The sequence below is a fragment of the Mesorhizobium sp. P3_A8 genome (assembly GCF_056402995.1).
Genome location: NZ_JBFUGI010000006.1, coordinates 119,738 through 145,637, shown reverse-complemented (window position 1 = coordinate 145,637; position 25,900 = coordinate 119,738). Strand labels below are relative to the sequence as shown.

General features: G+C 61.7%; 27 protein-coding genes and 1 pseudogene. 12 read left to right on the top strand and 16 right to left on the bottom strand.

The window, feature by feature from the left end:
• Window position 1: 1 nt before the first annotated feature.
• Window positions 2-454: an RbsD/FucU family protein gene (locus tag AC1DX4_RS15985; protein WP_477221225.1), complete on the bottom strand. Its 453-nt coding sequence runs from the start codon at window positions 452-454 to the stop codon at window positions 2-4.
• Between the two features lie 27 nt (window positions 455-481).
• A complete protein-coding gene (locus AC1DX4_RS15980; RefSeq protein ID WP_477221224.1) occupies window positions 482-1,540 on the bottom strand; it encodes an ABC transporter ATP-binding protein in 1,059 nt (352 codons plus the stop codon).
• Window positions 1,541-1,816: 276 nt separating this feature from the next.
• Between AC1DX4_RS15980 and AC1DX4_RS15975 the strand changes: the two genes are divergently transcribed.
• The 4 genes from AC1DX4_RS15975 (at window position 1,817) to AC1DX4_RS15960 (ending at window position 5,940) form a co-directional block, all read left to right on the top strand.
• Window positions 1,817-3,481 (top strand): type 2 periplasmic-binding domain-containing protein, encoded by a 1,665-nt coding sequence (locus AC1DX4_RS15975; RefSeq protein ID WP_477221223.1) that lies wholly within the window; start codon window positions 1,817-1,819, stop codon window positions 3,479-3,481.
• A 97-nt stretch (window positions 3,482-3,578) separates the two neighbouring features.
• Window positions 3,579-4,700 (top strand): carbohydrate ABC transporter permease, encoded by a 1,122-nt coding sequence (locus tag AC1DX4_RS15970; RefSeq protein ID WP_477221222.1) that lies wholly within the window; start codon window positions 3,579-3,581, stop codon window positions 4,698-4,700.
• Between the two features lie 11 nt (window positions 4,701-4,711).
• Window positions 4,712-5,629, top strand: a complete 918-nt coding sequence (locus tag AC1DX4_RS15965; protein WP_477221221.1) for a carbohydrate ABC transporter permease — start codon at window positions 4,712-4,714, stop codon at window positions 5,627-5,629.
• A gap of 2 nt (window positions 5,630-5,631) precedes the next feature.
• The gene (locus tag AC1DX4_RS15960) at window positions 5,632-5,940 is read left to right on the top strand and encodes a hypothetical protein (protein WP_477221220.1); all 309 of its coding nucleotides are present in this window, start codon (window positions 5,632-5,634) and stop codon (window positions 5,938-5,940) included.
• A 9-nt stretch (window positions 5,941-5,949) separates the two neighbouring features.
• Here AC1DX4_RS15960 and AC1DX4_RS15955 read toward each other — a convergent pair whose 3' ends face one another.
• The 3 genes from AC1DX4_RS15955 to AC1DX4_RS15945 all read right to left on the bottom strand — a co-directional run bounded on the left by AC1DX4_RS15955 (window position 5,950) and on the right by AC1DX4_RS15945 (window position 7,830).
• Window positions 5,950-6,450, bottom strand: a complete 501-nt coding sequence (locus tag AC1DX4_RS15955) for a hypothetical protein (protein ID WP_477221219.1) — start codon at window positions 6,448-6,450, stop codon at window positions 5,950-5,952.
• A gap of 63 nt (window positions 6,451-6,513) precedes the next feature.
• Window positions 6,514-7,260 carry a creatininase family protein gene (locus tag AC1DX4_RS15950; protein WP_477221218.1) on the bottom strand — a complete coding sequence of 249 codons (747 nt, stop codon included), beginning with the start codon at window positions 7,258-7,260 and terminating at the stop codon, window positions 6,514-6,516.
• A gap of 3 nt (window positions 7,261-7,263) precedes the next feature.
• Window positions 7,264-7,830 (bottom strand): SIS domain-containing protein, encoded by a 567-nt coding sequence (locus AC1DX4_RS15945; RefSeq protein ID WP_477221217.1) that lies wholly within the window; start codon window positions 7,828-7,830, stop codon window positions 7,264-7,266.
• A gap of 150 nt (window positions 7,831-7,980) precedes the next feature.
• Here AC1DX4_RS15945 and AC1DX4_RS15940 point away from each other — a divergent pair, with 150 nt between their 5' ends.
• Window positions 7,981-9,003, top strand: a complete 1,023-nt coding sequence (locus AC1DX4_RS15940; protein ID WP_477221216.1) for an aldo/keto reductase — start codon at window positions 7,981-7,983, stop codon at window positions 9,001-9,003.
• Between the two features lie 78 nt (window positions 9,004-9,081).
• Here AC1DX4_RS15940 and AC1DX4_RS15935 read toward each other — a convergent pair whose 3' ends face one another.
• From AC1DX4_RS15935 to AC1DX4_RS15920, 4 genes are all read right to left on the bottom strand, one after another.
• Window positions 9,082-9,354, bottom strand: a complete 273-nt coding sequence (locus tag AC1DX4_RS15935; RefSeq protein WP_006201846.1) for an HU family DNA-binding protein — start codon at window positions 9,352-9,354, stop codon at window positions 9,082-9,084.
• 299 nt (window positions 9,355-9,653) lie between these two features.
• Entirely contained in the window at window positions 9,654-12,065 is a 2,412-nt protein-coding gene (gene lon, locus AC1DX4_RS15930; protein ID WP_477221215.1) for an endopeptidase La, read from the bottom strand.
• 273 nt (window positions 12,066-12,338) lie between these two features.
• A complete protein-coding gene (clpX, locus tag AC1DX4_RS15925) occupies window positions 12,339-13,613 on the bottom strand; it encodes an ATP-dependent Clp protease ATP-binding subunit ClpX (protein ID WP_436161829.1) in 1,275 nt (424 codons plus the stop codon).
• A 295-nt stretch (window positions 13,614-13,908) separates the two neighbouring features.
• The gene (locus tag AC1DX4_RS15920; RefSeq protein ID WP_027042376.1) at window positions 13,909-14,538 is read right to left on the bottom strand and encodes an ATP-dependent Clp protease proteolytic subunit; all 630 of its coding nucleotides are present in this window, start codon (window positions 14,536-14,538) and stop codon (window positions 13,909-13,911) included.
• A gap of 338 nt (window positions 14,539-14,876) precedes the next feature.
• Between AC1DX4_RS15920 and AC1DX4_RS15915 the strand changes: the two genes are divergently transcribed.
• A complete protein-coding gene (locus AC1DX4_RS15915; protein ID WP_477221214.1) occupies window positions 14,877-15,467 on the top strand; it encodes a hypothetical protein in 591 nt (196 codons plus the stop codon).
• A 1-nt stretch (window position 15,468) separates the two neighbouring features.
• On the opposite strand, the gene AC1DX4_RS15910 is transcribed toward AC1DX4_RS15915, so the two are convergent.
• Window positions 15,469-16,572, bottom strand: coding sequence for an NAD(P)/FAD-dependent oxidoreductase (locus tag AC1DX4_RS15910; RefSeq protein ID WP_477221213.1), 1,104 nt, complete (start codon window positions 16,570-16,572; stop codon window positions 15,469-15,471).
• 104 nt (window positions 16,573-16,676) lie between these two features.
• On the opposite strand from AC1DX4_RS15910, the pseudogene AC1DX4_RS15905 reads away from it, so the two are divergent.
• The 3 genes and pseudogenes from AC1DX4_RS15905 (at window position 16,677) to AC1DX4_RS15895 (ending at window position 19,605) form a co-directional block, all read left to right on the top strand.
• Window positions 16,677-17,761, top strand: a pseudogene (locus AC1DX4_RS15905) (cytochrome P450).
• A 133-nt stretch (window positions 17,762-17,894) separates the two neighbouring features.
• Entirely contained in the window at window positions 17,895-18,854 is a 960-nt protein-coding gene (locus tag AC1DX4_RS15900) for a hypothetical protein (RefSeq protein ID WP_477221212.1), read from the top strand.
• A gap of 43 nt (window positions 18,855-18,897) precedes the next feature.
• Complete coding sequence (locus tag AC1DX4_RS15895) at window positions 18,898-19,605, top strand: transporter substrate-binding domain-containing protein (RefSeq protein ID WP_477221211.1); 708 nt, start codon at window positions 18,898-18,900, stop codon at window positions 19,603-19,605.
• A 9-nt stretch (window positions 19,606-19,614) separates the two neighbouring features.
• Here the strand turns inward: AC1DX4_RS15895 and AC1DX4_RS15890 are convergent, their stop codons facing one another.
• The 6 genes from AC1DX4_RS15890 to AC1DX4_RS15865 all read right to left on the bottom strand — a co-directional run bounded on the left by AC1DX4_RS15890 (window position 19,615) and on the right by AC1DX4_RS15865 (window position 23,952).
• The gene (locus AC1DX4_RS15890) at window positions 19,615-19,959 is read right to left on the bottom strand and encodes a cupin domain-containing protein (protein ID WP_477221210.1); all 345 of its coding nucleotides are present in this window, start codon (window positions 19,957-19,959) and stop codon (window positions 19,615-19,617) included.
• A 6-nt stretch (window positions 19,960-19,965) separates the two neighbouring features.
• Window positions 19,966-21,246 (bottom strand): O-acetylhomoserine aminocarboxypropyltransferase, encoded by a 1,281-nt coding sequence (locus tag AC1DX4_RS15885; protein WP_477221209.1) that lies wholly within the window; start codon window positions 21,244-21,246, stop codon window positions 19,966-19,968.
• A 145-nt stretch (window positions 21,247-21,391) separates the two neighbouring features.
• Window positions 21,392-21,913 carry a CoA-binding protein gene (locus AC1DX4_RS15880; protein ID WP_027042367.1) on the bottom strand — a complete coding sequence of 174 codons (522 nt, stop codon included), beginning with the start codon at window positions 21,911-21,913 and terminating at the stop codon, window positions 21,392-21,394.
• Entirely contained in the window at window positions 21,910-22,692 is a 783-nt protein-coding gene (locus tag AC1DX4_RS15875; protein ID WP_477221208.1) for an AAA family ATPase, read from the bottom strand. The genes AC1DX4_RS15880 and AC1DX4_RS15875 overlap by 4 nt, the downstream gene beginning before the upstream one ends.
• A gap of 13 nt (window positions 22,693-22,705) precedes the next feature.
• Window positions 22,706-23,128, bottom strand: a complete 423-nt coding sequence (locus tag AC1DX4_RS15870) for a VOC family protein (RefSeq protein WP_477221461.1) — start codon at window positions 23,126-23,128, stop codon at window positions 22,706-22,708.
• A gap of 2 nt (window positions 23,129-23,130) precedes the next feature.
• Entirely contained in the window at window positions 23,131-23,952 is an 822-nt protein-coding gene (locus tag AC1DX4_RS15865; RefSeq protein WP_477221207.1) for an enoyl-CoA hydratase, read from the bottom strand.
• Between the two features lie 154 nt (window positions 23,953-24,106).
• Here AC1DX4_RS15865 and AC1DX4_RS15860 point away from each other — a divergent pair, with 154 nt between their 5' ends.
• The 3 genes from AC1DX4_RS15860 to rpsI all read left to right on the top strand — a co-directional run bounded on the left by AC1DX4_RS15860 (window position 24,107) and on the right by rpsI (window position 25,750).
• Window positions 24,107-24,571 (top strand): PaaI family thioesterase, encoded by a 465-nt coding sequence (locus AC1DX4_RS15860; protein WP_477221206.1) that lies wholly within the window; start codon window positions 24,107-24,109, stop codon window positions 24,569-24,571.
• A 230-nt stretch (window positions 24,572-24,801) separates the two neighbouring features.
• Window positions 24,802-25,266, top strand: coding sequence for a 50S ribosomal protein L13 (rplM, locus tag AC1DX4_RS15855; protein WP_010915638.1), 465 nt, complete (start codon window positions 24,802-24,804; stop codon window positions 25,264-25,266).
• 1 nt (window position 25,267) lies between these two features.
• Complete coding sequence (gene rpsI / locus AC1DX4_RS15850; RefSeq protein ID WP_027042360.1) at window positions 25,268-25,750, top strand: 30S ribosomal protein S9; 483 nt, start codon at window positions 25,268-25,270, stop codon at window positions 25,748-25,750.
• Window positions 25,751-25,900 lie beyond the last annotated feature (150 nt).

Below are 25,900 nucleotides of genomic sequence, written 5' to 3'. Positions count from 1 at the left end.
GCTACTCCGCATCCGGCGGCACGACGCCCTTGCGGAAGGCGAAGCAGCCATAGAAGCGGCGTTCGCCGGTCTGGATGACGCAATAGGCCTGCTTGGCGCGCTCATAGAAGGCATAGCGCTCGACGGAAATCATCGGCCAGGCCTTGCCTTCGGCCTTGTCGATCTCCTTTTGCACTTCCTGCTGCACCGGCGGGATCTCATCCGGCTTGCCGACGATTTCCATGCGCGCAGCGGAGTCATCGACGAATGTGTCCAGGGGATAAAGCGACAACACCGCCTTCACTACCTCGGCGGCCGATGCATCGATGCGCAGCAGCTTGCCGTGAACGGTCTGCTTTGCCACCGAATCCGACGGAAAATTGGTGTCGGCGATGATCAGGTCATCGCCATGGCCCATCGCCCGCAATGCCTGCAGCACGTCGGCATTGAGCAGCGGATTGATGCCTTTGAGCATGATAGTCCTCGTGAAGTGCGTTTGTGATCAGAGACGCTTGCCGGTCTCGGCGTCGAAAAGATGGACCTGGTCGAGCCTCGGCTTCAGGGTCAACGTGTCCCCGGGCTTGAAGTCGTGGCGTTCACGGAACAGCGCCACCATCTCGCCCTCGCCGAAGCGCAGGAACACCAGCGTTTCCGAGCCGGTCGGCTCGACCACCGAAATCTTCGCCGGCACGCCATCGGGATGGATCTCCAGATGTTCCGGGCGCACGCCATAGACGACAGCCTGCCCGTCCTGCGCCGCGCTATTGGGGGCAATCGGGAACAGCGTGCCAGCGATCTCAACGCCCGGTTTGTCGCCCTTGCGCATGATGCCCTTGAGCAGGTTCATCGACGGCGAGCCGATGAAGCCGGCGACAAACAAATTGGCCGGCCGGTCGAACAGTTCCAGCGGCGCGCCGACCTGCTCGATGCGGCCGTCACGCATGACGACGATCTTGTCGGCCATGGTCATCGCCTCGATCTGGTCGTGGGTGACGTAGATCGTGGTGGTCTTCAGCCGCTGGTGCAGTTCCTTGATCTCGGTGCGCATCTGCACGCGCAGCTTGGCGTCGAGATTGCTGAGCGGCTCATCGAACAGGAACACCTGCGGATTGCGCACGATGGCGCGGCCCATGGCGACGCGCTGGCGCTGGCCGCCCGAGAGCTGCCGGGGATAGCGCTTCAGATAGGGATTGAGATCGAGAATGTCGGCGGCGCGCTTGACCCGCTCGGCGACTTCGGCCGGATCGGTTTTGCGCAGCTTGAGGGCAAAGGCCATGTTCTGCTCCACCGTCTTGTGCGGATAGAGCGCATAGTTCTGGAACACCATGGCGATGTCGCGCTTGGCCGGCGGCAGATGATTGACGACGCGGTCGCCGATGGCGATCGTGCCGCCGGAAACGGTCTCCAGCCCGGCCACCATTCTGAGCAGCGTGGACTTGCCGCAACCCGAGGGGCCAACCAGCACCACGAACTGTCCGTCGGCGATGTCGACGCTGACCTCATGCAGAACCTGGACGGTTCCAAACGCCTTGGCCACCTTGCTGATTGCGACTTGAGCCATCGTCCTCCCTCTCGTTGCCGTGAAGCTAGCCAACGCCAACGGCAAGGGCAAGTCAGTCTCTTATAGATAAAAATCCATTCTCGTTGACACGGCATCCCGTTGTGCGAATAGTGATGGTTGCCAATCCGAATGCCGGACCTTTCACCCGGAAAGCGGAACTCCAGGCGACGCAGGGTGGGGTCCCACGTCCCCGTTTTATCGAGGAGAACCGCCGACGTCTCGGCGTCCGAAATATTGGCATATCAATTCACGGCTTTGTTCTGGGAGGAATGGTAGATGAGAGTCGATCTTTACGAGAAAATGGTCCGCGCGGGAGCCACCCGACGCGACTTATTGAAGGGTGCGGCCAGCATGGCCGCTATCGCCGCCGCATCCGGCGCCGGGCTTGGCGCGTTCACACGTCCCGCCTCCGCCGCCAGCGAGCTGCGCACGAAAATCCTGCAAATCCCTGGCGTCGGCAAGGGTCAGCCTACCGACGCCGACTTCCAGAAGGTCGGTGAGCTCTGCCTCGATGCGACCAAGACCAATGTCAAGGAAGGCGAATTCGCCGGCGTCGAGCTGACCTTCATGGGCCTCAACAACCAGAACCTGCACAATGTGCTGTTCCGCGGCTTCCTGAAGCCATGGGAGACCTATACCGGCGCCAAGATCAACTGGATCGATCTGGCACAGGCGGATTACAATGCCCGCCTGCAGCAGTCGATTGCCACCGGAACCGTCGACTTCGACATTGCCGAGATGGGCGCGCCGTTCGAAGGCGATGTCTGCGGCAAGGGGCTCACTTCGGAAATGCCCGACTGGGTCAAGAAACAGATCGATATCGACGATCTCGTCAATTATCTGAAGCCGCCGGTCGGCACCTGGGACGGCAAGCAATATCGCGTGACGATTGACGGCGACACGCACAATTTCAACTACCGCACCGACGTGTTTGCCGATGCCGACCTCGCCAAGCAGTGGAAGGACGGCGGCGGTGCCGGCGAATGGGGCGTGCCGAAGACCTGGCAGCAGGTGCAGGCCGTGACCAAGTTCCTCAAGGGCAAGAAATTCAAGGGCCAGGATGTCTATGGCTATCTCGATGCGCCCAAGCCCTGGGGCGGTTTCGGCTTCTACTTCCTTGGCAGCCGCGCCAGCGCCTACGCCAAGCATCCCGACGACAAGGCGTGGCTGTTCGACGCCGATACGATGAAGCCACGTGTCAACAACCCGGCCTGGGTGCGCGCCATCCAGGACGTCATTGACGCTTTGCCGTCTGAACCCGCCGACCAGATCAACGCCGACCCGAACACCACCGGCTTCCAGCAGTTCCTGGCCGGCACCGGCTCGATGATCCCCTGGTGGGGCGATATCGGCTCCAACGTCAAAACCAACGATTCGTCTGTGATTGGCGATCTTTGCGGCTTCGACATCCTGCCGGGGTCGGATGACGTCTACAATTCCAAGACCGGAAAATGGGACAAGCTGCCGGGCGGACCTAACTACGCGCCGAACCTCGCCTATCTCGGCTGGGGCGTTTATGTCATGGCCCGCGTCGACAGCGATCCGAAGAAGCAAAAGGCCGCGTGGAGCGCAGCGGCGCATCTCGGTGGCAAGGATCTGGCGATCTGGACGGCGATGTATCCGTCGGGCTTCCAGTGCTACCGCAACAGCCAGCACGACATCGACGAATGGGTGGCCGCCGGCTACGACAAGGCATTCATCACGAGCTACCTGGATTCCCAGTTCAACTCCTACAACCATCCGAACGGCGCGATCGAGCCGCGCATCCCCGGCATCTTCCAGTACTACAGTGCTGCCGAGGACATCCTGGCCAACACCTTCGCCGGCAAGATGAAGGCACAGGAAGGCGCCGATGCCATCGCCGCCGCCTGGGAAAAGCTCACTGACCAGATCGGCCGTGAAAAGCAGATCAAGCTCTACAAGGCCTCACTCGGCGTGTAGACAGACCCATGATAGGATCACGGCCCGGCGGCACATCGTCGTCGGGCCGCATTTTGACCGGTTCCTGCCGGTCATTTCTGCAGAAGAGGCGAGAGGCGTGGCTGACCAGACTTCGACCACGAATGCGTGGCCGGCAAATTCGGCACCAATCGATCTGATTCCGCCTGGCCGCAAACGCCTCGGCAGGGCACTGATGGCAGCGGCGACGTTCGGCCTACTGGCAACGATCCTTGTTCAAATCCTTTACAAGAGCGAGGTCGACACGATCGGCTTCGAGACATGGCGTCCCGTCGTCTACGCCTATGTGCTGTGGGGCGTGGCGATCGGCATCGGCCAGGTGCTGACGCGTGGCGAGGACGGCCAGCGCGCGCTGTTTCTGCTGCCGGCGCTGCTCTTCACCATCGCCATGGTGATCTTCCCGACGCTGTTCGGTTTCTACATCGCGCTTACCGACTGGAACCTCAGCTCATTTGCCGGCCGAAAATTCAACGGGCTCGACAATTTCTGGCAGATGCTGGGCGATCCCTATTACCGCAATGCGCTGTTCAACATGGTGCTCTACGTGCTCGCCATTCTGGTTGAATACGTGATTGCCTTCGGCCTTGCGCTGTTGCTCAACGCGCAGATCCGCGCGCGAAAGTTTTTCCGTGTCGTCTTCCTGATGCCGCTGATGCTGTCGCCGGTCGCGGTGTCGTGGATGGTCGGCAAATCGCTGATGGAATATCGGTTCGGGCCGGCAGCGACACTCGCGCGCTATCTCGGCTGGGAAAACCCGGCCTTCTTCAGTGATCCGATCACCGCCCGAATCTCGATCATGGTGCTCGATGCCTGGACCTTCATCCCGTTCATGATGATCATGCTGCTGGCCGGCCTGCAGGCCATGTCGCGCGAGGTGCTGGAGGCCGCACGGGTCGACGGCGCCAATGCCTGGCAGACCTTCTGGCAGGTCACCTTCCCGCTGATGCTGCCGGTGTCGGTGACGGCGGTCATCCTGCGTATCATCTTCAAGCTGAAGCTCGCCGACATCATCATCACGGTGACTTCGGGCGGGCCCGGCGGCGCCACCGATTCCGTCTCCAGCTTCATCTACCGCGAGTACCGCGACCGCTCGAATGTCGGTTACGGCACCATGCTGGCGATGGCCTATCTGGTCATCATCGTCGTGTTCGTGACCTGGCTGCTGAAATTCGCCAACCGCTTCGTGCGCAACGTCAACTGAGCGGTGGGATCATGAGCGTTCAAACCACCGAATACACCGTTTCCGAAATCCGCTCGCCGGCGAGCTTCATCACCAGCCGCTTCTTCATCTATGGCGCGCTGGTGTTCTGGGCCTTCATCTGCCTGTTCCCGATCTACTGGACGCTAACGACCTCGTTCAAATCGGCGGTCGATGTCACGCAAGGCCACCTGATCCCCTTCGTCGACTTCCAGCCGGACTGGAAGGGCTGGCGTTCGCTCGGCCTGTCGCCGGATTCGATCTTCCAGACGTCCACGGTGCGCGACGAGTTCTTCAAGCGCTTCATGAATTCGGTCATCACCTCGGTTGGCGCGTCGAGCCTTGCCATCGTCATCGGCAGCCTCGCCGCCTACGGGCTGACGCGCTACCGCTACAAGTTCGCCTGGTTCAAGAACGAAGACATCTCGTTCTTCTTCCTGTCGCAGCTGATCCTGCCGCCTGTGGTGCTGGCACTGCCCTTCCTGGTGCTTTACCGGGAAGTCGGCCTGCTCGACACGCGCATCGGGCTGATCCTGCTCTACACGCTGATGGTGCTGCCGATCGTCATCTGGATCATGCGCGACCAGTTCAACTCGATCCCCGTCGAGCTCGAGGAAGCGGCCCTCGTCGATGGCCTGTCGATCTGGGGCGCCTTCTTCCGCATCGTCATGCCGATCGCGCTGCCGGGCATGGTCGCCGCCTTCATCCTGGCGATGGTGCTGTGCTGGAACGAGTATTTCTTCGCCGCCCTTTTGACCTCTACCGATGCCAAGACCATTCCCGTCATGGTGGCGAGCCAGACCGGATCGCAAGGCATCAACTGGTGGTCGATGGCAGCGCTCGCCACCGCGGCCATAGCGCCGCTGGCGGTTATCGGCATAGCGCTGGAACGTTACCTGATCATGGGCATGACGGCGGGAGCCGTGAAGTAATCATGGCCGGCCCATATTGGTTCGCACGCAACATCCGCGTCGGCTATGTCGGCCGCGACCGCTACGGCAAAGGCGTCATGCCGATCGCCTGGCAGGGCAGCGCCGTCATCGCCGGCTTTGTGTTGGCGATGCTCTGCGGCGGCCTGCTCATGGCTCTGGTGGGTTTCTATGCCAACCACGTTGCGCTTGGCATAGCCCTCTACGTCATCCTGGCAATCGCCGGCGGCGGCACCTTCATCTGGGCCGTAGCGACCAAAAGCGATCCGGACAAGTCGATTGCCGAATACAGGGCCGCGCGAAACCGCACTTGAAGTGCGAGATCATGCCCCGGGGGCGGTTTGCGATCCCAGAAATACGGATTTTATCCGGTCGCGAAACATCTCCGCAGTTGCGGTGGTGCCGAAATCCCGCGTCTCGAATCGCTCGCCTGTCACCGTCGTCAGAACAACAGTGTAGGTCGGGCTACCGCTGTCCCACTCGATCGTGCGAAAGCTGAAATCAGCGATGTCATCTGGCCGCAGATGATGCCGGCGCAAAAAGATCGGGTTGCGCAGCACAATGTCGATACGACCACGCCTGACGATCCATCGCACTGCCGGACTGAAGAGCGCAGCGTGCATGACCGGGATGCCAATCGCATACGCGCCCAGGACAATGAACAGGAAGAAAGGGCTGAATACAGTCGGCGGCCACACGCCGCGAAAGAGTTCCCATGTCGGCATGACAATGCAGAAGAGGCCAGCAAGGCCCAGGAACAGGCGCTTGGCGACGTGCATGGGAATGTCGTGCCGCAATCGCCCGTCGCTGCCGATCTCGTCCATCCGTCGCCCCGCTGACGCGACCATGCCGACCGAAAATGAAAAAGGTGTAACCTCGCCGTGAGATTACTTTCCTGAAAGCGTTACGCGCAGGTGATCCATGATCATCGCGACGCCCTTTTGCCCCAGTTCGGCCGACGCGTCCGTGGCGGTCGCCGTGTACCAGCCGGTGTTGTCGGCGAAGCGGGCGGCATCGACAGCCTCCGGACATAGCGCCAGCATCAGCGATGTCTCGCCGATGCCGGCATGGTCGAACGGGTACTTGCCGTTCATCGCCGCCGGCATCAGCGGATGCACCTGCACCCAATTGAAAAAGTTTTCGCCCGCGGCATGTCCGGCATAATAGTCGGCCATCGTCTCGGAGCCCCACCAGCCCTCGCCGCGCTGCTTCTCGAGGAAACGGAAGATCGCCTGCCGGCCGGCGGTCTTGAAGGCGAGATCGGTCGGCATGCCGGCGGCGAAGTTTTCGGTCTGGTGATGGATGATGGCGTGGATGTTGCGGAAGCCGATGCGTAGCAGGCTGTAGAACAGCTCCTCGCCGAACGGCGCCAGTTGATTGCCGCCGACCTGCACCGAACCCGTGCCCTCCGGTCGCGCCACGGCGTAGCTCGCCGCGCCATAATAGAAGGGCGGCAGGATGACGACGTCCCTCTCCTTCTCGAACAGTTCCAGCGTCTTGATGACGGCCAGCGTGTCCATGCCGACGGCCATGTGCTCGCCATGGTATTCGAGCACGCCGAGCGGCAGGGCGACCGGCCAATTCTGCGCGATCGCCTTGCGGATCTGGTGTGGCAGCATCAGTTCATAGCGCATGGTCTATTCCATGTTGGTGTGGCGGGCGCGCATGGCTTGCGGCGACGCGCCGGTCAGGGATTTGAGCTTCAGCACCATCACCTCGAACAGCAGGAACAGCGCACCTTCGAACACCGAGCCCATCGGCAGCACCGATGTCTTTTGCGGCCCCTGGTCATTGGCCATGGTCTGGGCCGGGATGAGCAGCGTGAAGTCGGCCCGCTTTGCCGCGCTGCCTTCGGCCTGAGCGGTCAACAGCAGGTTGGTTGCACCGGCATCGCGCGCGACCTGCATCAAGGTCAGCACCGTCGAAGTTTCTCCCGGCCCGGAACTGGCCAGGAAGACGTCGCCTGGGCCCAGCGGCGGCGTGGTCATGTCGCCGACCACCGAGACCGGCAGGCCGAGGTGATAGAGCCGCATGGCGAAACCCTTGACCTGCAAGGCCTCGCGGCCGCAGCCATAGACGACGATCTGTTTGGCTTCGGCCAACATCTTGCAGGCGGCGTCGATCTGGCCTTCATCCACGCGCGCCAGCACGGCGCCGAGTTCGTCGAGCGCGGTTGCAAACAGGTTTTCGTTCTTGTCGTTCACCGCAAACCTGCCCTCAAATGTCCACGAACAGCTTGATTTCGTTCATGCTAGCAACCGCGAAAATGCGTGTCCAACGCTCTCCAGCGCTTTTGCCTGATCACAGGCATGATAGTGTCATGTCAGACAAATCAAGCCAGGACATACCAGGACATGAAGACACGGCATTTCGACCGCATCGGCAATGGCGGCATCACCTTTACCGAGCTCGGCTTCGGCACGGCGCCGCTCGGCAATCTCTACCGCGCCGTCTCCGACGAGGATGCCAATGCCACGCTCGATGCCGCCTGGGCGACCGGCTGCCGCTACTACGACACCGCGCCGCTCTACGGGCTCGGCCTGTCGGAAACACGCCTCAACCCGTTCCTGCGCAGCAAGAAGCGCGACGACTACGTGCTGTCGAGCAAGGTCGGCCGCCTGATGCGCGCCTGCCCGCCGGAAGAGCGCACGGGCATCGGCAAGTTCTTCGACACGCCGTCTCGCCGGGAAGTCTACGACTACAGCTATGACGGCGTCATGCGCTCGTTCGAAGCCTCGCTCGAGCGGCTTGGCGTCGACCGGATCGACATCCTGTTCGTGCACGATGTCGACATCTTCACCCATGGCAGCAAGGAGGCGTCCGACCAGCGCATCGATGAATTCATGCGCTCGGGCTATTACGGGCTGCTGTCGCTGCGCGACCAGGGCGTCATCAAGGCGTTCGGCGGCGGCATCAACGAATGGCAGGTTGCCCAGACGCTGGCCGAGCGCGGCGATTTCGACCTGTTCCTGCTTGCCGGGCGCTACACGCTGCTGGAACAGGAGGCGCTGACATCCTTTCTGCCGCTCTGCCAGAAGCGCGGCATCGGCATCGTGCTGGGAGGCCCCTACAATTCCGGCATCCTGGCGACAGGACCGAAGCCGGGTGCCTACTACAACTATTCAGAAGCGCCGAAGGACATTCTCGAGCGGGTCGCCGGCATCGAGTCAGTCTGCAAACGCCACGGCGTCAGGTTGATCGAGGCGGCGCTTCAGTTTCCGGCGCTGCATCCCTCGGTCGTCTCGGTGATCCCCGGTGGCCAGCGGCCAAGCGAGGTCGAAAGCAACCGGTCACTGCTTGACGCGAAGCTGCCAGCGGCGCTGTGGGCCGACCTCAAGAAGGAAGGCTTGATGCGCGCGGATGCGCCGACCGCATAACCCCACGCGTCGGCGTCGGGCCAAAAAATGAAAAGCCGGGCGAGCCCGGCTTTTCTGTCTCTGAAAAGAAAAACGCGTTTAGTTGACTGCGTCCTTGAGGCCTTTGCCGGCGGAAAACTTCGGCACGGTGCGTGCCGGGATCTTCACTTCGGCGCCGGTCTGCGGGTTGCGGCCGGTTGAGGCCGCACGCTTTGACACGGTGAAATTGCCAAAGCCGACAAGCCGGACATCGCCGCCCTTCTTCAGTTCGCCGGTGATCACGGAAAATACCGCATCGACCGCCGACTGCGCGTCACCCTTCGAAATGCTCGCGGCGTCGGCGACAGCGGACACCAGTTCGTTCTTGTTCATAAAAATTCCCTTCCATGAGAACACCGGAACTAACGACTCATCCGGCAGGAAACGGACTTTAGAAAGAAGCGTTCCCGCAACCAAGTCGAAAAGGCAGGAAAAAAGCGGAAAAAGCCCGGAAATGGTGGGTTCTTCACATGAAAAAGCCGGGCGCGAGGCCCGGCTTTCCGTTTGTGCACTGCAACTTTAGCAAATATTAATGCATGGCCCCGAAAACCGACGTCGGTTTTCGGAAAGGACCATGCATAAGTCCCAAGTGTTAGAGCGTCCTTTGCGCGTCCAATTGGACGCGCGGCGCTCTAATGCGCAAGCGGCTTTCCAGCGTCGTCGGCACTGTCGGTCGAGGCCGGCGGATTGACCGGTTCGACCCATTCGATCGGCTCCGGCATACGCACCAGAGCGTGGCGCAACACCTCACCGACGCGTGAGACCGGAATGATTTCCATGCCGTTCTTCACATTGTCTGGAATCTCCGCCAGATCCTTGGCGTTGTCTTCCGGGATCAGCACCTTCTTGATGCCACCGCGCAGTGCGGCAAGCAGCTTCTCCTTCAGGCCACCGATCGGCAAGATGCGGCCGCGAAGCGTTATCTCGCCAGTCATCGCCACATCGGCCCGGACCGGAATACCGGTCATTACCGATACAATGGCAGTCGCCATGGCAGCACCCGCGGACGGGCCATCCTTTGGCGTGGCGCCCTCCGGCAAGTGGACGTGGATGTCGCGCTTGTCGAACAGCGGCGGCTCGATGCCGAAATCGATGGCGCGCGAGCGGACATAGGAGGCCGCCGCCGAGATCGATTCCTTCATCACGTCGCGCAGATTGCCGGTCACCGTCATGCGGCCTTTGCCGGGCATCATGACGCCTTCGACCGTCAGCAGCTCGCCGCCGACTTCCGTCCAGGCAAGACCGGTAACGACACCGACCTGATCGTCAGCCTCGACCTGGCCGAAGCGGAAGCGCTGGACACCGAGGTAGTCAGCGAGGTTCGCCGCCGTGATGCTCACCGTCTTCTTCTTCGTCTTCAGGATCTCGGTCACCGCCTTGCGCCCAAGCTTCATCAGCTCGCGCTCCAGGCTCCGGACGCCCGCTTCACGGGTGTAGGTCTGGATGATGGCGCGGATCGCATCCTCGCCGACGGAGAATTCCTTCGGCTGCAGCGCGTGATCGCGGATCACCTTCGGCATCAGGTGCCGCTTGGCGATTTCGATCTTCTCGTCCTCGGTGTAGCCGGCGATACGGATGATCTCCATGCGGTCCATCAAGGGCGCAGGGATGTTCAGCGTGTTCGCCGTCGTCACGAACATCACGCTCGACAGGTCGTATTCGACCTCGAGGTAATGGTCCATGAACGTCGAGTTCTGCTCGGGATCGAGCACCTCGAGCAGCGCCGACGACGGATCGCCACGGAAGTCCTGGCCCATCTTGTCGATCTCGTCGAGCAGGAAGAGCGGATTGGACTTCTTCGCCTTCTTCATCGACTGGATGACCTTGCCGGGCATCGAGCCGATATAGGTGCGCCGATGGCCACGGATCTCGGCTTCGTCACGCACGCCGCCGAGCGCCATGCGGATGAATTCGCGACCGGTCGCCTTGGCGATCGATTTGCCGAGCGAGGTCTTGCCGACGCCGGGAGGGCCGACGAGGCACAGGATCGGCCCCTTCAGCTTCTTCTGACGGCTCTGCACGGCCAGATACTCGACGATGCGGTCCTTGACCTTGTCGAGACCGAAGTGATCGGTGTCGAGCACGTTCTGGGCATAGGCCAGGTCCTGCTTGACCTTGGAGTTCTTGCCCCACGGGATCGACAGCAGCCAATCGAGATAGTTGCGCACGACGGTCGATTCCGCCGACATCGGCGACATCGTCCGCAGCTTCTTCAACTCGGCTTCCGCCTTTTCGCGGGCCTCCTTGGAGAGCTTGGTCTTCTTGATGCGCGCCTCGATCTCAGCGGCCTCGTCGCGGCCGTCCTCGCCTTCGCCGAGCTCCTTCTGGATCGCCTTCATCTGCTCGTTGAGGTAGTATTCGCGCTGCGTCTTCTCCATCTGGCGCTTGACGCGCGAGCGGATGCGCTTCTCCACCTGCAGGACGGAGATTTCGGCTTCCATGAAGCCCATCGCCTTTTCCAGCCGCTCCTTGACCGAGAGCGTGGCCAGCATTTCCTGCTTTTCAGGGATCTTGATGGCGAGATGCGAGGCAACCGTATCGGCGAGCTTGGAATAGTCGTCGATCTGGCTGGCAGCACCCACCACTTCAGGCGAGATCTTCTTGTTCAGCTTGACGTAGTTTTCGAAGTCGGTGACGACCGAACGGGCGAGCGCCTCGACCTCGACCTCTTCTTCTTCCGGCTCGACCAGCGCCGTGGCGCGGGCTTCGTGGAAATCGGGACGGTCGGTGAACGATACGATCTTCGCACGCGAAGCGCCCTCGACCAGAACCTTGACGGTGCCGTCGGGCAGCTTCAGCAATTGCAGCACATTGGCGAGCGTGCCGATGTCGAAGATCGCATCGGGCTCGGGATCGTCATCGGCGGCATTCATCTGGGTGGCAAGCAGGATCTGCTTTTCCTGACCCATCACCTCTTCCAGCGCCTTGATCGACTTTTCACGCCCGACAAAGAGCGGAACGATCATGTGCGGAAACACCACGATGTCGCGCAGTGGGAGGACTGCGAAGACGCCGTCGCTGGGAGCCTTGGATATTTTGGCCATTGTCCAACCTTTCATGTCGCGGCCACCATCAGGCCAACCGCGAATCTCATATTAACGACCGAGGATCGTTCCGCCTACCACCGTTTGTGACGGGAGTTTTACAGCACAGAATTCGGCACCTCGGCCTTCCAGTGTTAGGTGGATGCACATAGGGCAAAGATCAAGAGTTAACATCGCCGGCAAATCCACTCCATCGCTGACGTCGTGTGCCCTTCACAGCAAAACGGCGCCGCAACGGCGCCGTTCCACAAAAATATGGGGTCAGTTGCCATATCAGGCGCTGACATTGCCCTTCTTTTCCTTCTGTTCGGAGTAGATGTAGAGCGGCCGGGCGCTGCCGGTCACCACTTCCTCCGAAATCACCACTTCGCGCACGCCTTCGAGCGCGGGCAGTTCGAACATGGTGTCGAGCAGGATCGCTTCCATGATCGAGCGCAGGCCGCGGGCGCCGGTCTTGCGCTCGATGGCGCGCTTGGCGATCGCCGACAGCGCATTCTCGTGGAAGGTCAGGTCGACATTTTCCATCTCGAACAGCCGCTGATACTGCTTGACCAGCGCGTTCTTCGGCTCGGTCAGGATCTGGATGAGCGCCGGCTCGTCAAGGTCTTCCAGCGTCGCCAGAACCGGCAGACGGCCGACGAACTCCGGAATGAGGCCGAACTTCAACAGATCCTCGGGCTCGACCAGGCGGAACACGTCACCAGTGCGACGATCCTCCGGCGAAGCGACGATGGCGCCGAAGCCGATCGAGGTCTTTCTGCCGCGATCCGAGATGATCTTGTCCAGGCCGGCAAAGGCGCCGCCGCAGATGAACAGGATGTTGGCGGTGTCGACCTGCAGGAATTCCTGCTGAGGATGCTTCCTGCCGCCCTGCGGCGGCACGGAGGCGACCGTGCCTTCCATGATCTTCAGCAGTGCCTGCTGTACGCCCTCGCCCGACACGTCGCGGGTGATCGAGGGATTGTCGGACTTGCGCGAAATCTTGTCGATCTCGTCGATGTAAACGATGCCGCGCTGGGCGCGTTCGACATTGTAGTCGGCCGACTGCAGCAGCTTCAGGATGATGTTCTCGACGTCCTCGCCGACATAACCGGCTTCGGTCAGCGTCGTGGCGTCAGCCATGGTGAAGGGCACGTCGATGATGCGGGCCAGCGTCTGCGCGAGCAGCGTCTTGCCGCAACCGGTCGGGCCGATCAGCAGGATGTTCGACTTCGCCAGCTCGACATCGTTGTTCTTGCCGGCATGCGCGAGGCGCTTGTAGTGGTTGTGGACGGCCACCGACAGCACGCGCTTGGCGTAGGGCTGGCCGATGACGTAGTCGTCGAGAACCTTGAGGATCTCCTGCGGTGTCGGCACGCCCTCGCGCGACTTCACCATCGAGGTTTTGTTCTCCTCGCGGATGATGTCCATGCAGAGCTCGACGCATTCGTCGCAGATGAAGACCGTCGGACCGGCGATCAGCTTGCGCACCTCATGCTGGCTTTTGCCGCAAAACGAGCAATAAAGCGTGTTCTTCGAGTCACCGCCGTTGTTGCCGACCTTGCTCATTTTCCTGTCCTTTCATGGCCGCCCGCCGATGGTCTGGCTGAAAGGGCGCATATTCTATCTATCGCGGGAATCCGCCGCCGCCAGTGTCCCGGCTCCCGCAACGTATTCCGTACGAAACACAAATCAGAAAACGTGGCAATGATTCGCAGCAACCCTACACAAAGCTAAGCCGTCGAAAATCAACATAGCCTTAACGTAGGCAATCCCGACCGTCGAGGGAACAGCCAATTGTGGCCGAAATGCCGCAAGAGACGCCAAAAGCGCGTGATGGTGCCATCCAACTGCCACCCAGCCCTTATGCCACGGCGGCTTCAGGCGGCTCGCGCGACGAAATGACCTTGTCGATGAGGCCGAAATCCTTGGCTTCGTCGGCGGTCATGAAATGGTCGCGGTCGAGCGTGCGTTCAATCTCCTCGTAGGTCTTGCCGGTGTGCTTGACGTAGACCTCGTTGAGACGGCGCTTCAGCTTGACGATGTCCATGGCGTGGCGCTCGATGTCGGAAGCCTGGCCCTGGAAGCCGCCCGATGGCTGGTGAACCATGATGCGGGCGTTCGGTGTGGCGAAGCGCATGTCCTTGTGGCCGGCGGTCAGGAGCAGCGAACCCATCGAGGCGGCCTGGCCGATGCAGAGCGTCGACACGGCCGGCTTGATGAACTGCATGGTGTCATAGATCGCCATGCCCGAAGTGACGACGCCGCCCGGCGAATTGATGTAGAGGTTGATTTCCTTCTTCGGGTTCTCGGCTTCGAGGAACAAAAGCTGCGCGCAGACCAGCGTCGCCATGCCGTCCTCGACCGGACCGGTGATGAAAATGATGCGCTCCTTGAGGAGGCGCGAGAAAATGTCGTAGGCCCGCTCGCCGCGATTGGTCTGTTCGACCACCATCGGAACGAGGTTCATGTAGGTTTCGACGGGGTTCTTCATCAGATGTCTCTTATCTCGCGGTGGGATTCCGGCGCCGGAATACCGGCAGATCGGGCAGAATCGGGACTGGATCGTTATTCCGTAGATAGGATGCCGGCTCATCCTTGTGCAAGGCCGACCCGTCCTAGCCATCTGGGTAAGTCGAATCAAGCTTTACGGCCAAGGATTCGCATCGCCGGACGCCTGCGCCGGCCTGGGGCAGACGGTACCGGCCCGCAGCGTAGCAGTTTCTTAACCGCGTCACTTAACGAAATGCGCCGAAACCGCTTTTCTCCGGGACCGCCTCCCCTACAATTCAACGTTGAACTTATGCCTGCAGTTCAAACAGGGGGAGTGTCATGTTCAGGAGAAGCGCATCCTTCGCATTTGCCGGGCTGGCCATGCTCGGCACAACTTCGCAGACGGCGGCCGGCGGCCGCGCCGTCGAATGCTACGAACCGGTCCGCACGCCGGCCGTTTACGACACGGTCTATGAAGACGTGATGGTCAGCCCACCCGGCCAGCAGGTCGACTACACCCCACCCATCTACGGTACGCGGGAACGCGTGGTGATGACCGTCCCGGCGCAGGTGAGCTACGAGGTCGTGCCCGCCATCACCCGCACCGTCTATCACACGGTGCAAGTCGACGACGGCGGCTATTCCTGGGAATGGCGCGTCATCCATGGCCGCAAGGTGCTGTGCAAGACCTGGCACAAGGCACGCTACGAACGCGTCGCCGAGACGGTGGTGATCCAGCCGGAGCGCACGCGGCGTGTCGTTACTCCGGCACAGTACGACAAGATTGCCGAGGAGGTGCTGATACAGCCGGAACAAAGGCGCATTATCGATGTGCCTGCCTCCTACCAGACCGTCGCGCGGCGCGTGGTGGTCAGGGAAGGGTCATCCGGTTGGCGGCGCGTGCATATTCCCAGGCATTGCCAGGATTAGGTCAGACCACCTCCGCCCGCAGCCAACGCTTCAGGCCAGCGACATCACCATCGCCGACCGCCGCTGCAACGCGCCTGCCTATCGCCGCGCCGAATTTGTAGCCGTGGCCGGAGCAGGCCGATACAACGAGGCATTTTCCGCGCTCATAGGCGAAGAATTTCTCGTCATCCGTGAAGGTGTAGGCGCAGGTGACGACCTCGGTCACCGCGTATTCCTCGATCCGGGCGATCGGTGGCGAAAACAGGTTGCGGATCGCCTTGCCCTCGCCCGCCACCGGGTCACGGTTCCAGTCGGCGTCGCTGGTCGGCACTTTGTGCAGGCCCGAGCCGAATTTCATGCCGGCGCCGCCGGAGATCGGGATCGCGTAGCCGTCAACCGCGCCGCCGATATCGAGGACGACCGGCGCGACCTCCCAGGCCGCCTTCAAGTCGGCTGGCGGTTCGACATAGGCAAGGGCTGTCCGATAGGTCTTCAACTCGCCGTCCAGCTCCGGAAACAGTTTCAGCACCCAGGCACCGGCGGCGACGACGATGCGGTCGGCCTGCATGGTCTCGCCGCTTTCCAGCACGATATGGCCCGCCTCGGCATCGATCTTCGTCACCTGGCTCCGTTCGTAGACATTGGCGCCGTTGGCGCGCAGCCAAGCGGCAAGCCCGGACGCGATCTTGCGGCAGTGGAGCGCGCCGCCTTCCGGCGAATAGTAGGCATAGCGGAACGAGCCCGGCTCAAGGAAAGGCCAGCGCTTGACCGCGGCGTCGGGCTCGAACAGTTCGAAAGGAAAATTCCCCGCTTCCAGGCCCTCGCGGTACTCTTCTGCCTCGTCGCCCGGCTCACGCGAAATGCAGACAAAACCGCGCGCATCGAGATGGCTTTCGCCGAGATCGGCCCACATCTCGTCCCAGGCCTGATAGGCCTCGGTGATCAGCCGGCCATAGCCGCTTCCGGCGCGGTAGGCGCGGCGGATGACGCGATGATGGTCGCCCGACGCCGCCAGTGGATTGGGAATAGGCCCCTGTTCGACGATCGAGACGCTGTGGCCGGCCTTGACCAGCGACCATGCCGTCGAGAGACCGGCAATACCCGCGCCGACAACGATCACATTCATCCGCTCAGACCTTCCGCAGCCGCACTGGCTGGCTCAACTCATGGGGTATTGCGCGCCAACATACGGTCTGGAAACGGGCTGGCAAGCCGCGCTATGGGTCTGGCATGACCAAATTGACGCTGCCCTATCTGGCCTTTGATCCAGCCACCCGCCGGCTGCGGCTCGCCCCGCACGAGCCGGCTTTCTTCCTGAACCCGTACGAGGCCTATGGCTTCCTGCATGGCGTAGCGAATGCCTTCTTCTGGGAGGAATTCGGCTTCTGGTGCTTTGGCGGCTTCGACGATGTTAACCGGCTGCTGCGCGACCGCCGCTTCGGTCGCCAAAATCCGGCCGGCATTCCCGACAGTCGCGGCAACGGCGAGGACCGCAGCCATCTCAAGGCGTTCGACGGCATAGAAGCGAACTCCATGCTGGAGCTGGAACCACCGGTGCACACGCGGCTGAGAACGCTGGTCAACCGGGCCTTCGTCTCGCGCCAGGTCGGTCCCATCAAATGGTCGCCATGTACATTCATGGCCGCACGCGCGAAACCGAAGAGACGGCCAATCGCGCCGCAAGCCAATTTGCCGATTTCCTGCGCGGTTACGTCACCGAGCGCCGCAAGAATCCCGGCGACGACCTGCTGTCGCTGCTGATTTCGGCGCAGGAGGACGGCCAAAAGCTGTCCGAGGATGAAATGGTGTCCTCGGCGATCCTGCTGCTCAATGCCGGCCACGAGGCGACCGTGCACCAGACCGGCAATGCGGTGCGTTCTATCCTGGCACAAGGCGGCGATCCGCGACGCTTCTTCACCTCGGCGGAAGCGGCTGCTGCCACCGTCGAGGAATGCCTGCGCTTCGACGCGCCGCTGCACATGTTCATGCGCTACGCCTATCAGGAGATCGAGATTGCGCCCGGCATCGTCGTGCAGCCGGGCCAGGCGATCGGGCTTTTGCTCGGCATGGCCAATCATGATCCGCGCGCCTTCGCCGAACCGCACGTCTTCCGGCCTGATAGAACCGACCAGAAGAACGTGTCCTTCGGCGCCGGCATCCATTTTTGCATCGGGGCCCCGCTGGCTCGGCTCGAACTGCAGGTGTCGCTGAAGACTTTGTTCGAACGGCATCCGCAACTGCATCTTGCCGAACAGCCCCGCTTCCGCGACACTTACCACTTCCATGGGTTGGAAACGCTCGCTGTCGGTTTCTGAACGATCGCGGGCCTGGGGCTGCGCGATGAGACTGTTTTGGAGACCGGCGACGGCGTTCGCATTGGCATTGCTATGCGTCTGCCTGGGGGCGGCGCGCGCCCAGCAGCCGGAAAACATCCCTTGGGAGAACAGCATGGCCATCGCCCAGAAAATGGCGATGAGCCTTCTGGAGCGGCAGACCGGATCGAAGGGCCTGCCGCTGGCGTCCTTCGCCATCGAGGTCGACCTCAATCTCGATGGCATCCCGGAAATCTTCGCCTACCGCTACGCGCCTGGCTGCGACGGCATCAAATGCGGCAACTTCCTGTTCGTCCTGGAAGGCGACAGCTATCACGAGTTTCTCGGCGACATTCCCGGCGCGAGGTTGGTGCCACAGGACAAGATCGGGCTCAGTCCTTTCAAGCGGAACGGCTTTCTCGACATCCAGTCCGACAAGATGACGATCGGCTGGGATGGAACGCGCTACGTCGACGCTTCCACCTTTCCAGCCTCGACGCTCGATGGCGCTGCCTTCGTGGCTGCCTGCCAGAAAAGCAAGTTGAGCGAGCAGCCGGCCGAGGGCGAAGCGGAACAGGTGGCCACGGGATGCCAATGCCAGTTCAACCGATTTCAGGTCGTCGGCTTCAAACAGGCCGACCTTGACGCCTATACGGCTTCGATTGCCGGGCAGGAAGTCGAGTATCCAATAGGCGACAAGGAGGATGCCTGGCTCGCCCTGTCGAAAAGCGCCCAGGACGTCTCCATCGGCTGCGATGTCGCGAGTGGCAAAAGCCAGTGGCCGCCCGCCTATTTCAACCATGGCGACCAACCGCAGCAGAAGCTGAACTTCGGCGCATTTCTCGATGCCTGTCCGGCGCAGGATTTCATCCTGACCAACCACAAGACCGGCTCGGCTGATCGTGCGCTCAGCCTTTGCGGCTGCCTTGCCCGCGAAATCCCGACCTATGGCGTCAGCCAGCAGGGGCTCGACCTCCTGGCGCAGTATTATCGCGACGAGATATCGGATGCCGATCTCGAAGCGCAGGACGCCGATTTGCTGACCGCGCACGACAAGGCGTCGGAAGCCTGCCTCAGCCAGTTTCCGGCGAAGTAGCTGGCCTGAACATGACACCCGACCACCGGAACCAATGACCGCAATGAAATTCGCTTTCCTGGAAGAGCCGCCATTTTGCTTTACCGACGCATCGGCCGAGGTTTCGGGCTGTGACGTCGAGCTTGCGCGAAGGGTCAGCGGCATGCTTGGCTTCAAGGATTTTACTGCGATCGGAACCGAATTCGCCGAATTGTTGCCAGGACTGGTGAACGGCCGCTGGACCATGACGACCGGGCTGTTCGTCTCCGATGAGCGCAGGCAGATTGTCGACTTCACCCGACCGATCTGGTCTTTGCAGGATGGGTTGCTGGTCATGCAAGGCAATCCGTGCGGCTTCGACGGCTATCAATCGATCGCGAAAGATCCCACCGCCTTGATCGGCGTCATCACCGATCAGGTTCAGCATCTCACGGCATTGCGGAATGGCGTCTCACCCAGCCAGATCAGGCTGTTCACGACGCAGGCGGATGCAGCGCGGGCTGTCGCCGACGGCGTGGTGCATGCCTATGCCAGCGTTGCCATGGCGCACCGAGGTTATCTGGCGCGGCAACCCGAAATGCCGCTTGGGCTTGTCGAGGTAGCCGCGGCTGAAAAACAGCCATCGGCCGGCGCCTTCGCGATCGCCGGGGATAATGCCGACCTGCTCCGGCGCATCGATGATTGCCTCGATGAACTGCTCGGCAGCGACTGGCATCGGCGGATGATGGCCCGATACGGATTTTCAGACGGCGATATCGATCGCGTCGTCTGAGCCGGATGCCTACAGCTTGATCACATACTCCTTGCGAGTCGTTTCAAGCACTTCCCAGCTGCCTTTGAAGCCGGGCCTCAGCACGAAACTGTCGCCGGACTTGACAGTGCGCGCTTGCCCACCGTCCTCCGCGATAACGGAAACGCCGGACAGGATGTGGCAGAACTCCCACTCGTCATAGACGATGCGCCACTTGCCGGGAGTCGATTCCCAGATGCCGGCGTAAAGGCCGCCGTCCCGGTCCTCGACATTCCAGGTGCGGAACTTCGGATCGCCCGAGATCAGCCGATCCGGCGCCGGTGCACCGGATTCGGGTTCGACGCTTTTGGTGTCGACAGAAAGGAACGCGGCCATCCCCGATCAGACCTTGGCGAGCGCCTGTTCGAGGTCGGCGACGATGTCGGTGACATCCTCGATGCCGATGGAAAGCCGCACCGTGTCCGGGCCGGCTCCGGCCTTGACCTTCTGCTCGTCGGAAAGCTGGCGGTGCGTGGTCGAGGCCGGGTGGATGACCAACGACTTGGTGTCGCCGACGTTAGCCAGGTGCGAAAACAGTTCCAGCGCCTCGACGAATTTGACGCCGGCTTCGTAGCCGCCCTTGAGGCCGAAGGTGAACACGGCGCCGGCGCCCAACGGCGAATATTTCTTCTGCAGCGCGTTGTTCTTGTCGCTGGGCAGGCCGGGATAGTTCACCCAGGCGACCTTCGGATGGTTCGACAGCCAGCCGGCGACCGTGACGGCATTGTCGCAATGGCGCTGCATGCGCAGCGGCAAGGTTTCGAGGCCAGTCAGGATGAGGAAGGCGTTGAACGGCGAGATCGCCGGGCCGAGATCGCGCAGGCCGAGCACGCGCGCGGCAATGGCGAAGGCGAAATTGCCGAAGGTTTCGTGCAGGACGAGGCCGCCATATTCGGGGCGCGGCTCCGACAGCATCGGGTATTTGCCCGATTTCGACCAGTCGAAGGTGCCGCCATCGACAATGACGCCGCCGATCGAATTGCCATGGCCGCCGATGAACTTGGTCAGCGAGTGCACGACGATGTCGGCGCCGTGCTCGATCGGCCGGATCAGGTAGGGCGAGGCCAGCGTGTTGTCGACGATCAGCGGCAGGCCGTGCTTGCGCGCGATCTCGCCGATCTTCTCGATATCGACAAAGGTGCCGCCGGGATTGGCCAGGCTCTCGATGAAGATCGCCTTGGTCCTGTCGTCGATCTGGCTTTCGAAGGTCGAGATGTCGTTGGTGTCGGCCCAGCGCACCTCCCAGCCATAATTCTTGAAGGCGTGGCCGAACTGGTTGATCGAGCCACCATAAAGTCTGGTCGCAGCGACGAAATTGTCGCCCGGCTGCATCAGATTGTGGAACACGATGACCTGCGCGGCGTGGCCGGAGGCGACCGCCAAGGCGGCCGTGCCGCCCTCAAGGGCCGCGACGCGCTCTTCCAGCACCGCCTGGGTCGGGTTCATGATGCGGGTGTAGATGTTGCCGAAGGCCTTGAGGCCGAACAGCGATGCGGCGTGGTCGGCATCGTCGAAGACGAAGGAGGTCGTCTGGTAGATCGGCGTGGCGCGCGCGCCGGTGGCCGGATCGGGCTTGGCGCCGGCATGGACAGCGAGCGTGTTGAAACCAGGCGAACGGGTCACTGAAACCTCCCTTTTTGAAACTCTAGAAATCGCCGGGCATTCTTGGCGAAGGCCGTAGGCGAATGCAAAGAAGAAAATACCTTTCGGCGAACGATCTGTGACGAACGCACCATAAAATCCATTTATTCCCGGAATATTTTTGCGCCTATTTCTGGCGCACGCCAAAACTCTGGAAGCCCTGGCGCATCAGCGGCTTCTTCGACGACAGCACGCCGGAATTGACGCCGGTCCAGCCGATCTCGCCGGACAGCTTGCCATATTCGATCTTGGGACAGCGGTTCATCACCACCTTGATGCCGGCGGCCTCAGCGCGCGCGGCTGCCTCGTCATGGCGCACGCCAAGCTGCATCCAGATGACTTTGGGCAAGGGATCGAGCCGCAACACCTCGTCGACGATACCTGGCACCGCGGTTGCGGCGCGAAAAATGTCGACCATGTCGATGGGCTCTGGAATGTCGGCGAGGCTGGCATAGGTCATCCGGCCAAGAATTTCCTTGCCGGCCTGGCCTGGATTGATCGGGATCACCGAAAAGCCCTTGGCCAGCAGATATTTCAGCACGAAAAAACTCGGCCGCACGTCATTGGCGGACGCGCCGACCATGGCGATGGTCTTCACCGAATTGAGGATGCCGCCGATATAGGCATTGTCGTAGCTATCGTGATTCATGCCTCGTCCTCATACAACGCCTCGGCGAGAAAACCATCCGGGTCATTGCTGAAATCGCGCAACATGCGGAAGTGGTCGGTATCACGAAAGTCGGCGGGCTCGAGCCCAAACCGGCTGATGCGGAACAGCTGCGCCCCGGGACAAGCCATTAGCAGCGGCGAGTGCGTCGCCATGATCACTTGCGCAGTGCCGGACTGGTCCATGCGCCGCAGCATCTTCAGCAGTTCGATCTGGCGCGACGGCGACAGCGCGCTTTCCGGCTCGTCGAGAATGTAGATACCTTGCCTACGGCACCGCTCCTCGAAGAAACGGATAAACCCCTCGCCATGCGACCAGGACAGGAAGTCCGGGGGCGGTGGCTTGAACGGGTCTTCCAGCGCCGCCTGATCGAGGTAGCGGGCGACCGAATAGAAGGATTCGGCGCGAAAGAACCAGCCGGCGGTGACTTTTGGCAGCCAGTGGCCACGGAATGTGTTCGCCAAAGCGGCGCCGCTCTGGTCGATGGCACTGGAATGGTCGACCGGGCGGTAGCCCTTGCCGCCGCCGGCCTCGTCATAGCCGGCCAAAGCGCCGATCGCCTCAAGAAGCGTGGATTTGCCGGTGCCGTTCTCGCCGACGATGATGGTGATGGGCGTGGTGAACTCGAGCTCGAACTCGCGGCCGCGAAACAGCGGCAGGTTCCAGGGATATTTTTCCCAGTCCGCCACCCGCTCGGGGTCAAGCAGGATGCGCTTGAGATAGGGCGCCTTGAGCCGCGTCAGCTGCTTGCGGTAGGCCATCACGTGATCATCATCATTTAGGCAGCGAAATCGTGCCGTCTTCCGCGATCGGAAAGGCCGGATTGTGCGCCACTTCCCAGACATGGCCGTCGGCATCGGCGAAATAGCCGTACCAGCCGCCCCAGAAGGCGCGGCCGGCCGGCTTGACGATCTTACCGCCGGCCTTCTCGGCCATGGCGAGCACCTCATCGACTTCGGCATCGGAGCGGGTGTTGTAGGCGAGATAGACGGCGGAAGGCGCCCTGGCGAAGGCGATGCCGGAATCCTGTTCGGCGCTCTTGCGTGGAAACAGGCCGAGAATGGCGCCGCCCATCTGGAAGAAGGCGACACCGTCGGTGATGCCGGCATGGCGTTTCAGGCCCATCGCCTCGTAGAAGCGCACCGCGCGGTCAAGATCGTCCGTCGCGATGGTGATGATGGAGATGCGCGGTTGCACGACTACTCGTCCGTCCATTCCGGCTTGCGCTTGCCGATGAAGGCGCCGATGCCTTCCTCCGCGTCACGCGCCAGCATGTTCTCCACCATGATGCGGCCGGTATAGGCATAGGCGTCCGCCAGCCCCATTTCGGCCTGCGCGTAAAAGGCTTCCTTGCCGGTCTTGACCACCAAAGATGATTTGGAAGCAATGGTTTGCGCGTATTTGGTGACGATCTGATTCAGGTATTCGCGCGGCACGACACGGTTGACCAGGCCGAAGTCCTTGGCCGTTGCCGCATCGATCGTCTCGCCGGTCAGGAGCATCTCCATCGCCTGCTTGCGCGAGACGTTGCGCGACAGCGCCACCATCGGCGTCGAGCAGAACAGGCCGATGTTGACGCCCGGCGTGCAGAACGTCGCCTCATGCGAGGCGATCGCCAGATCGCAACTCGCGACCAATTGAAGCCCGGCGGCGGTCGCCAGGCCGTCGACTTCGGCAATCACCGGCTTGGGATGGCGCACGATCGTCTGCATCAGCACGGCGCAAGCGGCAAAGGTCTCTTCAAAGAAGGCCTTGCCGCGATCGGCGTCGGCACGGCGCGCCGTCATTTCCTTGAGATCATGGCCGGCGCAGAACACTTTTCCCGCCGCCGACAGCACGATGACACGAACAGCCTTGTTGGCCTTGGCGCGCTCTAGTTCCGCCGTCAGCGCCGCCATCACCGCCAGCGACAAAGCGTTGGCGGGTGGATTGGCGATCGTCAGGCGCAGCACGCCCTTGCCCAGTTGTGCGACAACCGGACCTTCAACTGCAGCAGGTTTGATGGCAAGGATTTCGGCCATGGCTAAGGTCTCCACGATTCCGGTCGGGTTGGCAGACTATCTAATATCGGATCGGGTTTCATCCAACACCCATCGCTTGCGCCAGCAGGATGAAGATGTTGCCAGAAACACTCCGCTGCGCTCATACAGGCCAAGAGTAAACCGAGAGACCGACATGCCCGCCCAGACCAACCTCAAGCCGGTGCTGAACGCAGCGCAAGTCAATGCGCTGATGGCGACCGTGTTTCCGCAACTCAACGAGAGTTCCGCCGCCTATGAGGCGATCGACGTGTTTCCCGGGGGCTGCATCGTGCGGCTCAATGCCAATGAGCGGCATCTGCGTCCCGGCGGAACGGTGTCAGGCCCTGCCCTGTTCACGCTGGCCGACATTGGTGGCTATGTTTGTGTGCTCTCACATGCCGGGCCGGATGCGCTCTCGGTCACCACCAACCTCAACATCAACTTCGTGCGCAAGGCCGAGGCCGGGCCGATCGATGGCCATTGCCGCATCCTGAAGCTGGGAAAGAGCCTGATGGTGTTCGACATCGACATCGTCGCGGGCCTGGAAGGCCAGACGATCGCGCATGCCACGGGCACCTATTCGATCCCGCCGAAGCGGGACAGCGATGTGGTAAAATAATACCTTTTACTCAACCTATTGTTTTTGCTTAATCTTTATAGACAGTTGCCTTTTCCCACGCCTTGACGCGATCCCGACCCTCGCCTATAAGCCCTCACGAAGCAGCGGCCCGCAAAGGCCGCCGTTTTGTTATTGGCGGCGGGCAAGCGTCTCATCGCCAATCCAAGCAACAAGAAACGCCTTCCTTATCGTTAGTGGATTGGGGAAGGTCCAAACCGAGAGCAGAAAACATGACAACCTTTTCGCAGAAGCCTGCGGATGTGGTGAAGAAGTGGATCCTGATCGACGCCGAAGGTCTCGTCGTTGGTCGTCTCGCCACTGTCATCGCCAATCATCTTCGCGGCAAGCACAAGCCGACCTTCACCCCGCATGTCGACGACGGCGACAATGTCATCGTCATCAATGCCGACAAGGTGGTGTTCACCGGCAAGAAGTTCACCGACAAGGTCTATTACTGGCACACCGGTCACCCCGGCGGCATCAAGGAGCGCACCGCGCGCCAGCTGCTCGAGGGTCGTTTCCCCGAGCGTGTCGTCGAGAAGGCCGTTGAGCGCATGGTCCCGCGTGGCCCGCTCGGCCGTCGCCAGATGAAGAACCTGCGCGTCTATGCAGGTGCCGAGCATCCGCATGTCGCCCAGCAGCCAGAAGTCCTCGACGTGGCCAAGCTGAATTCCAAGAACAAGAAGGTCGCATAAGATGGCTGAGCTTTCCTCGCTCGCAGAACTGGGCGCCGCCACCGGCAACACGAATACCCAGCCGGCAGCCCCCGTCCACGTCCAGAAGCTCGACAAGTCGGGCCGCGCCTATGCCACCGGCAAGCGCAAGAACGCCATTGCGCGCGTCTGGGTGAAGCCGGGTTCCGGCAAGATCGTCGTCAACGACAAGGAATTCGCGACCTATTTCGCGCGTCCGGTCCTGCAGATGATCCTCAACCAGCCGATCATCGCCTCCAACCGTGCAGGCCAGTACGACATCGTCGCCACCGTCGTCGGCGGCGGCCTCTCCGGCCAGGCCGGTGCGGTTCGTCACGGCATCTCGAAGGCGCTGACCTACTACGAGCCGGCACTGCGCGCCGTGCTCAAGAAGGGTGGCTTCCTGACCCGCGACAGCCGCGTCGTCGAGCGCAAGAAGTACGGCAAGGCGAAGGCCCGCCGCAGCTTCCAGTTCTCGAAGCGCTAAGCGCTCCGCAGTTTTGGACAATCGAAAAGGCCGCCTTCGGGCGGCCTTTTTGCATTTGGCATGCTACCCGGCTGAATGGTCCGCATCGCGGATGAACAGGAACGCGCAGATTGCCGCGAACGCCACCGCGAGCGCGGAGGCGAGGAAAGC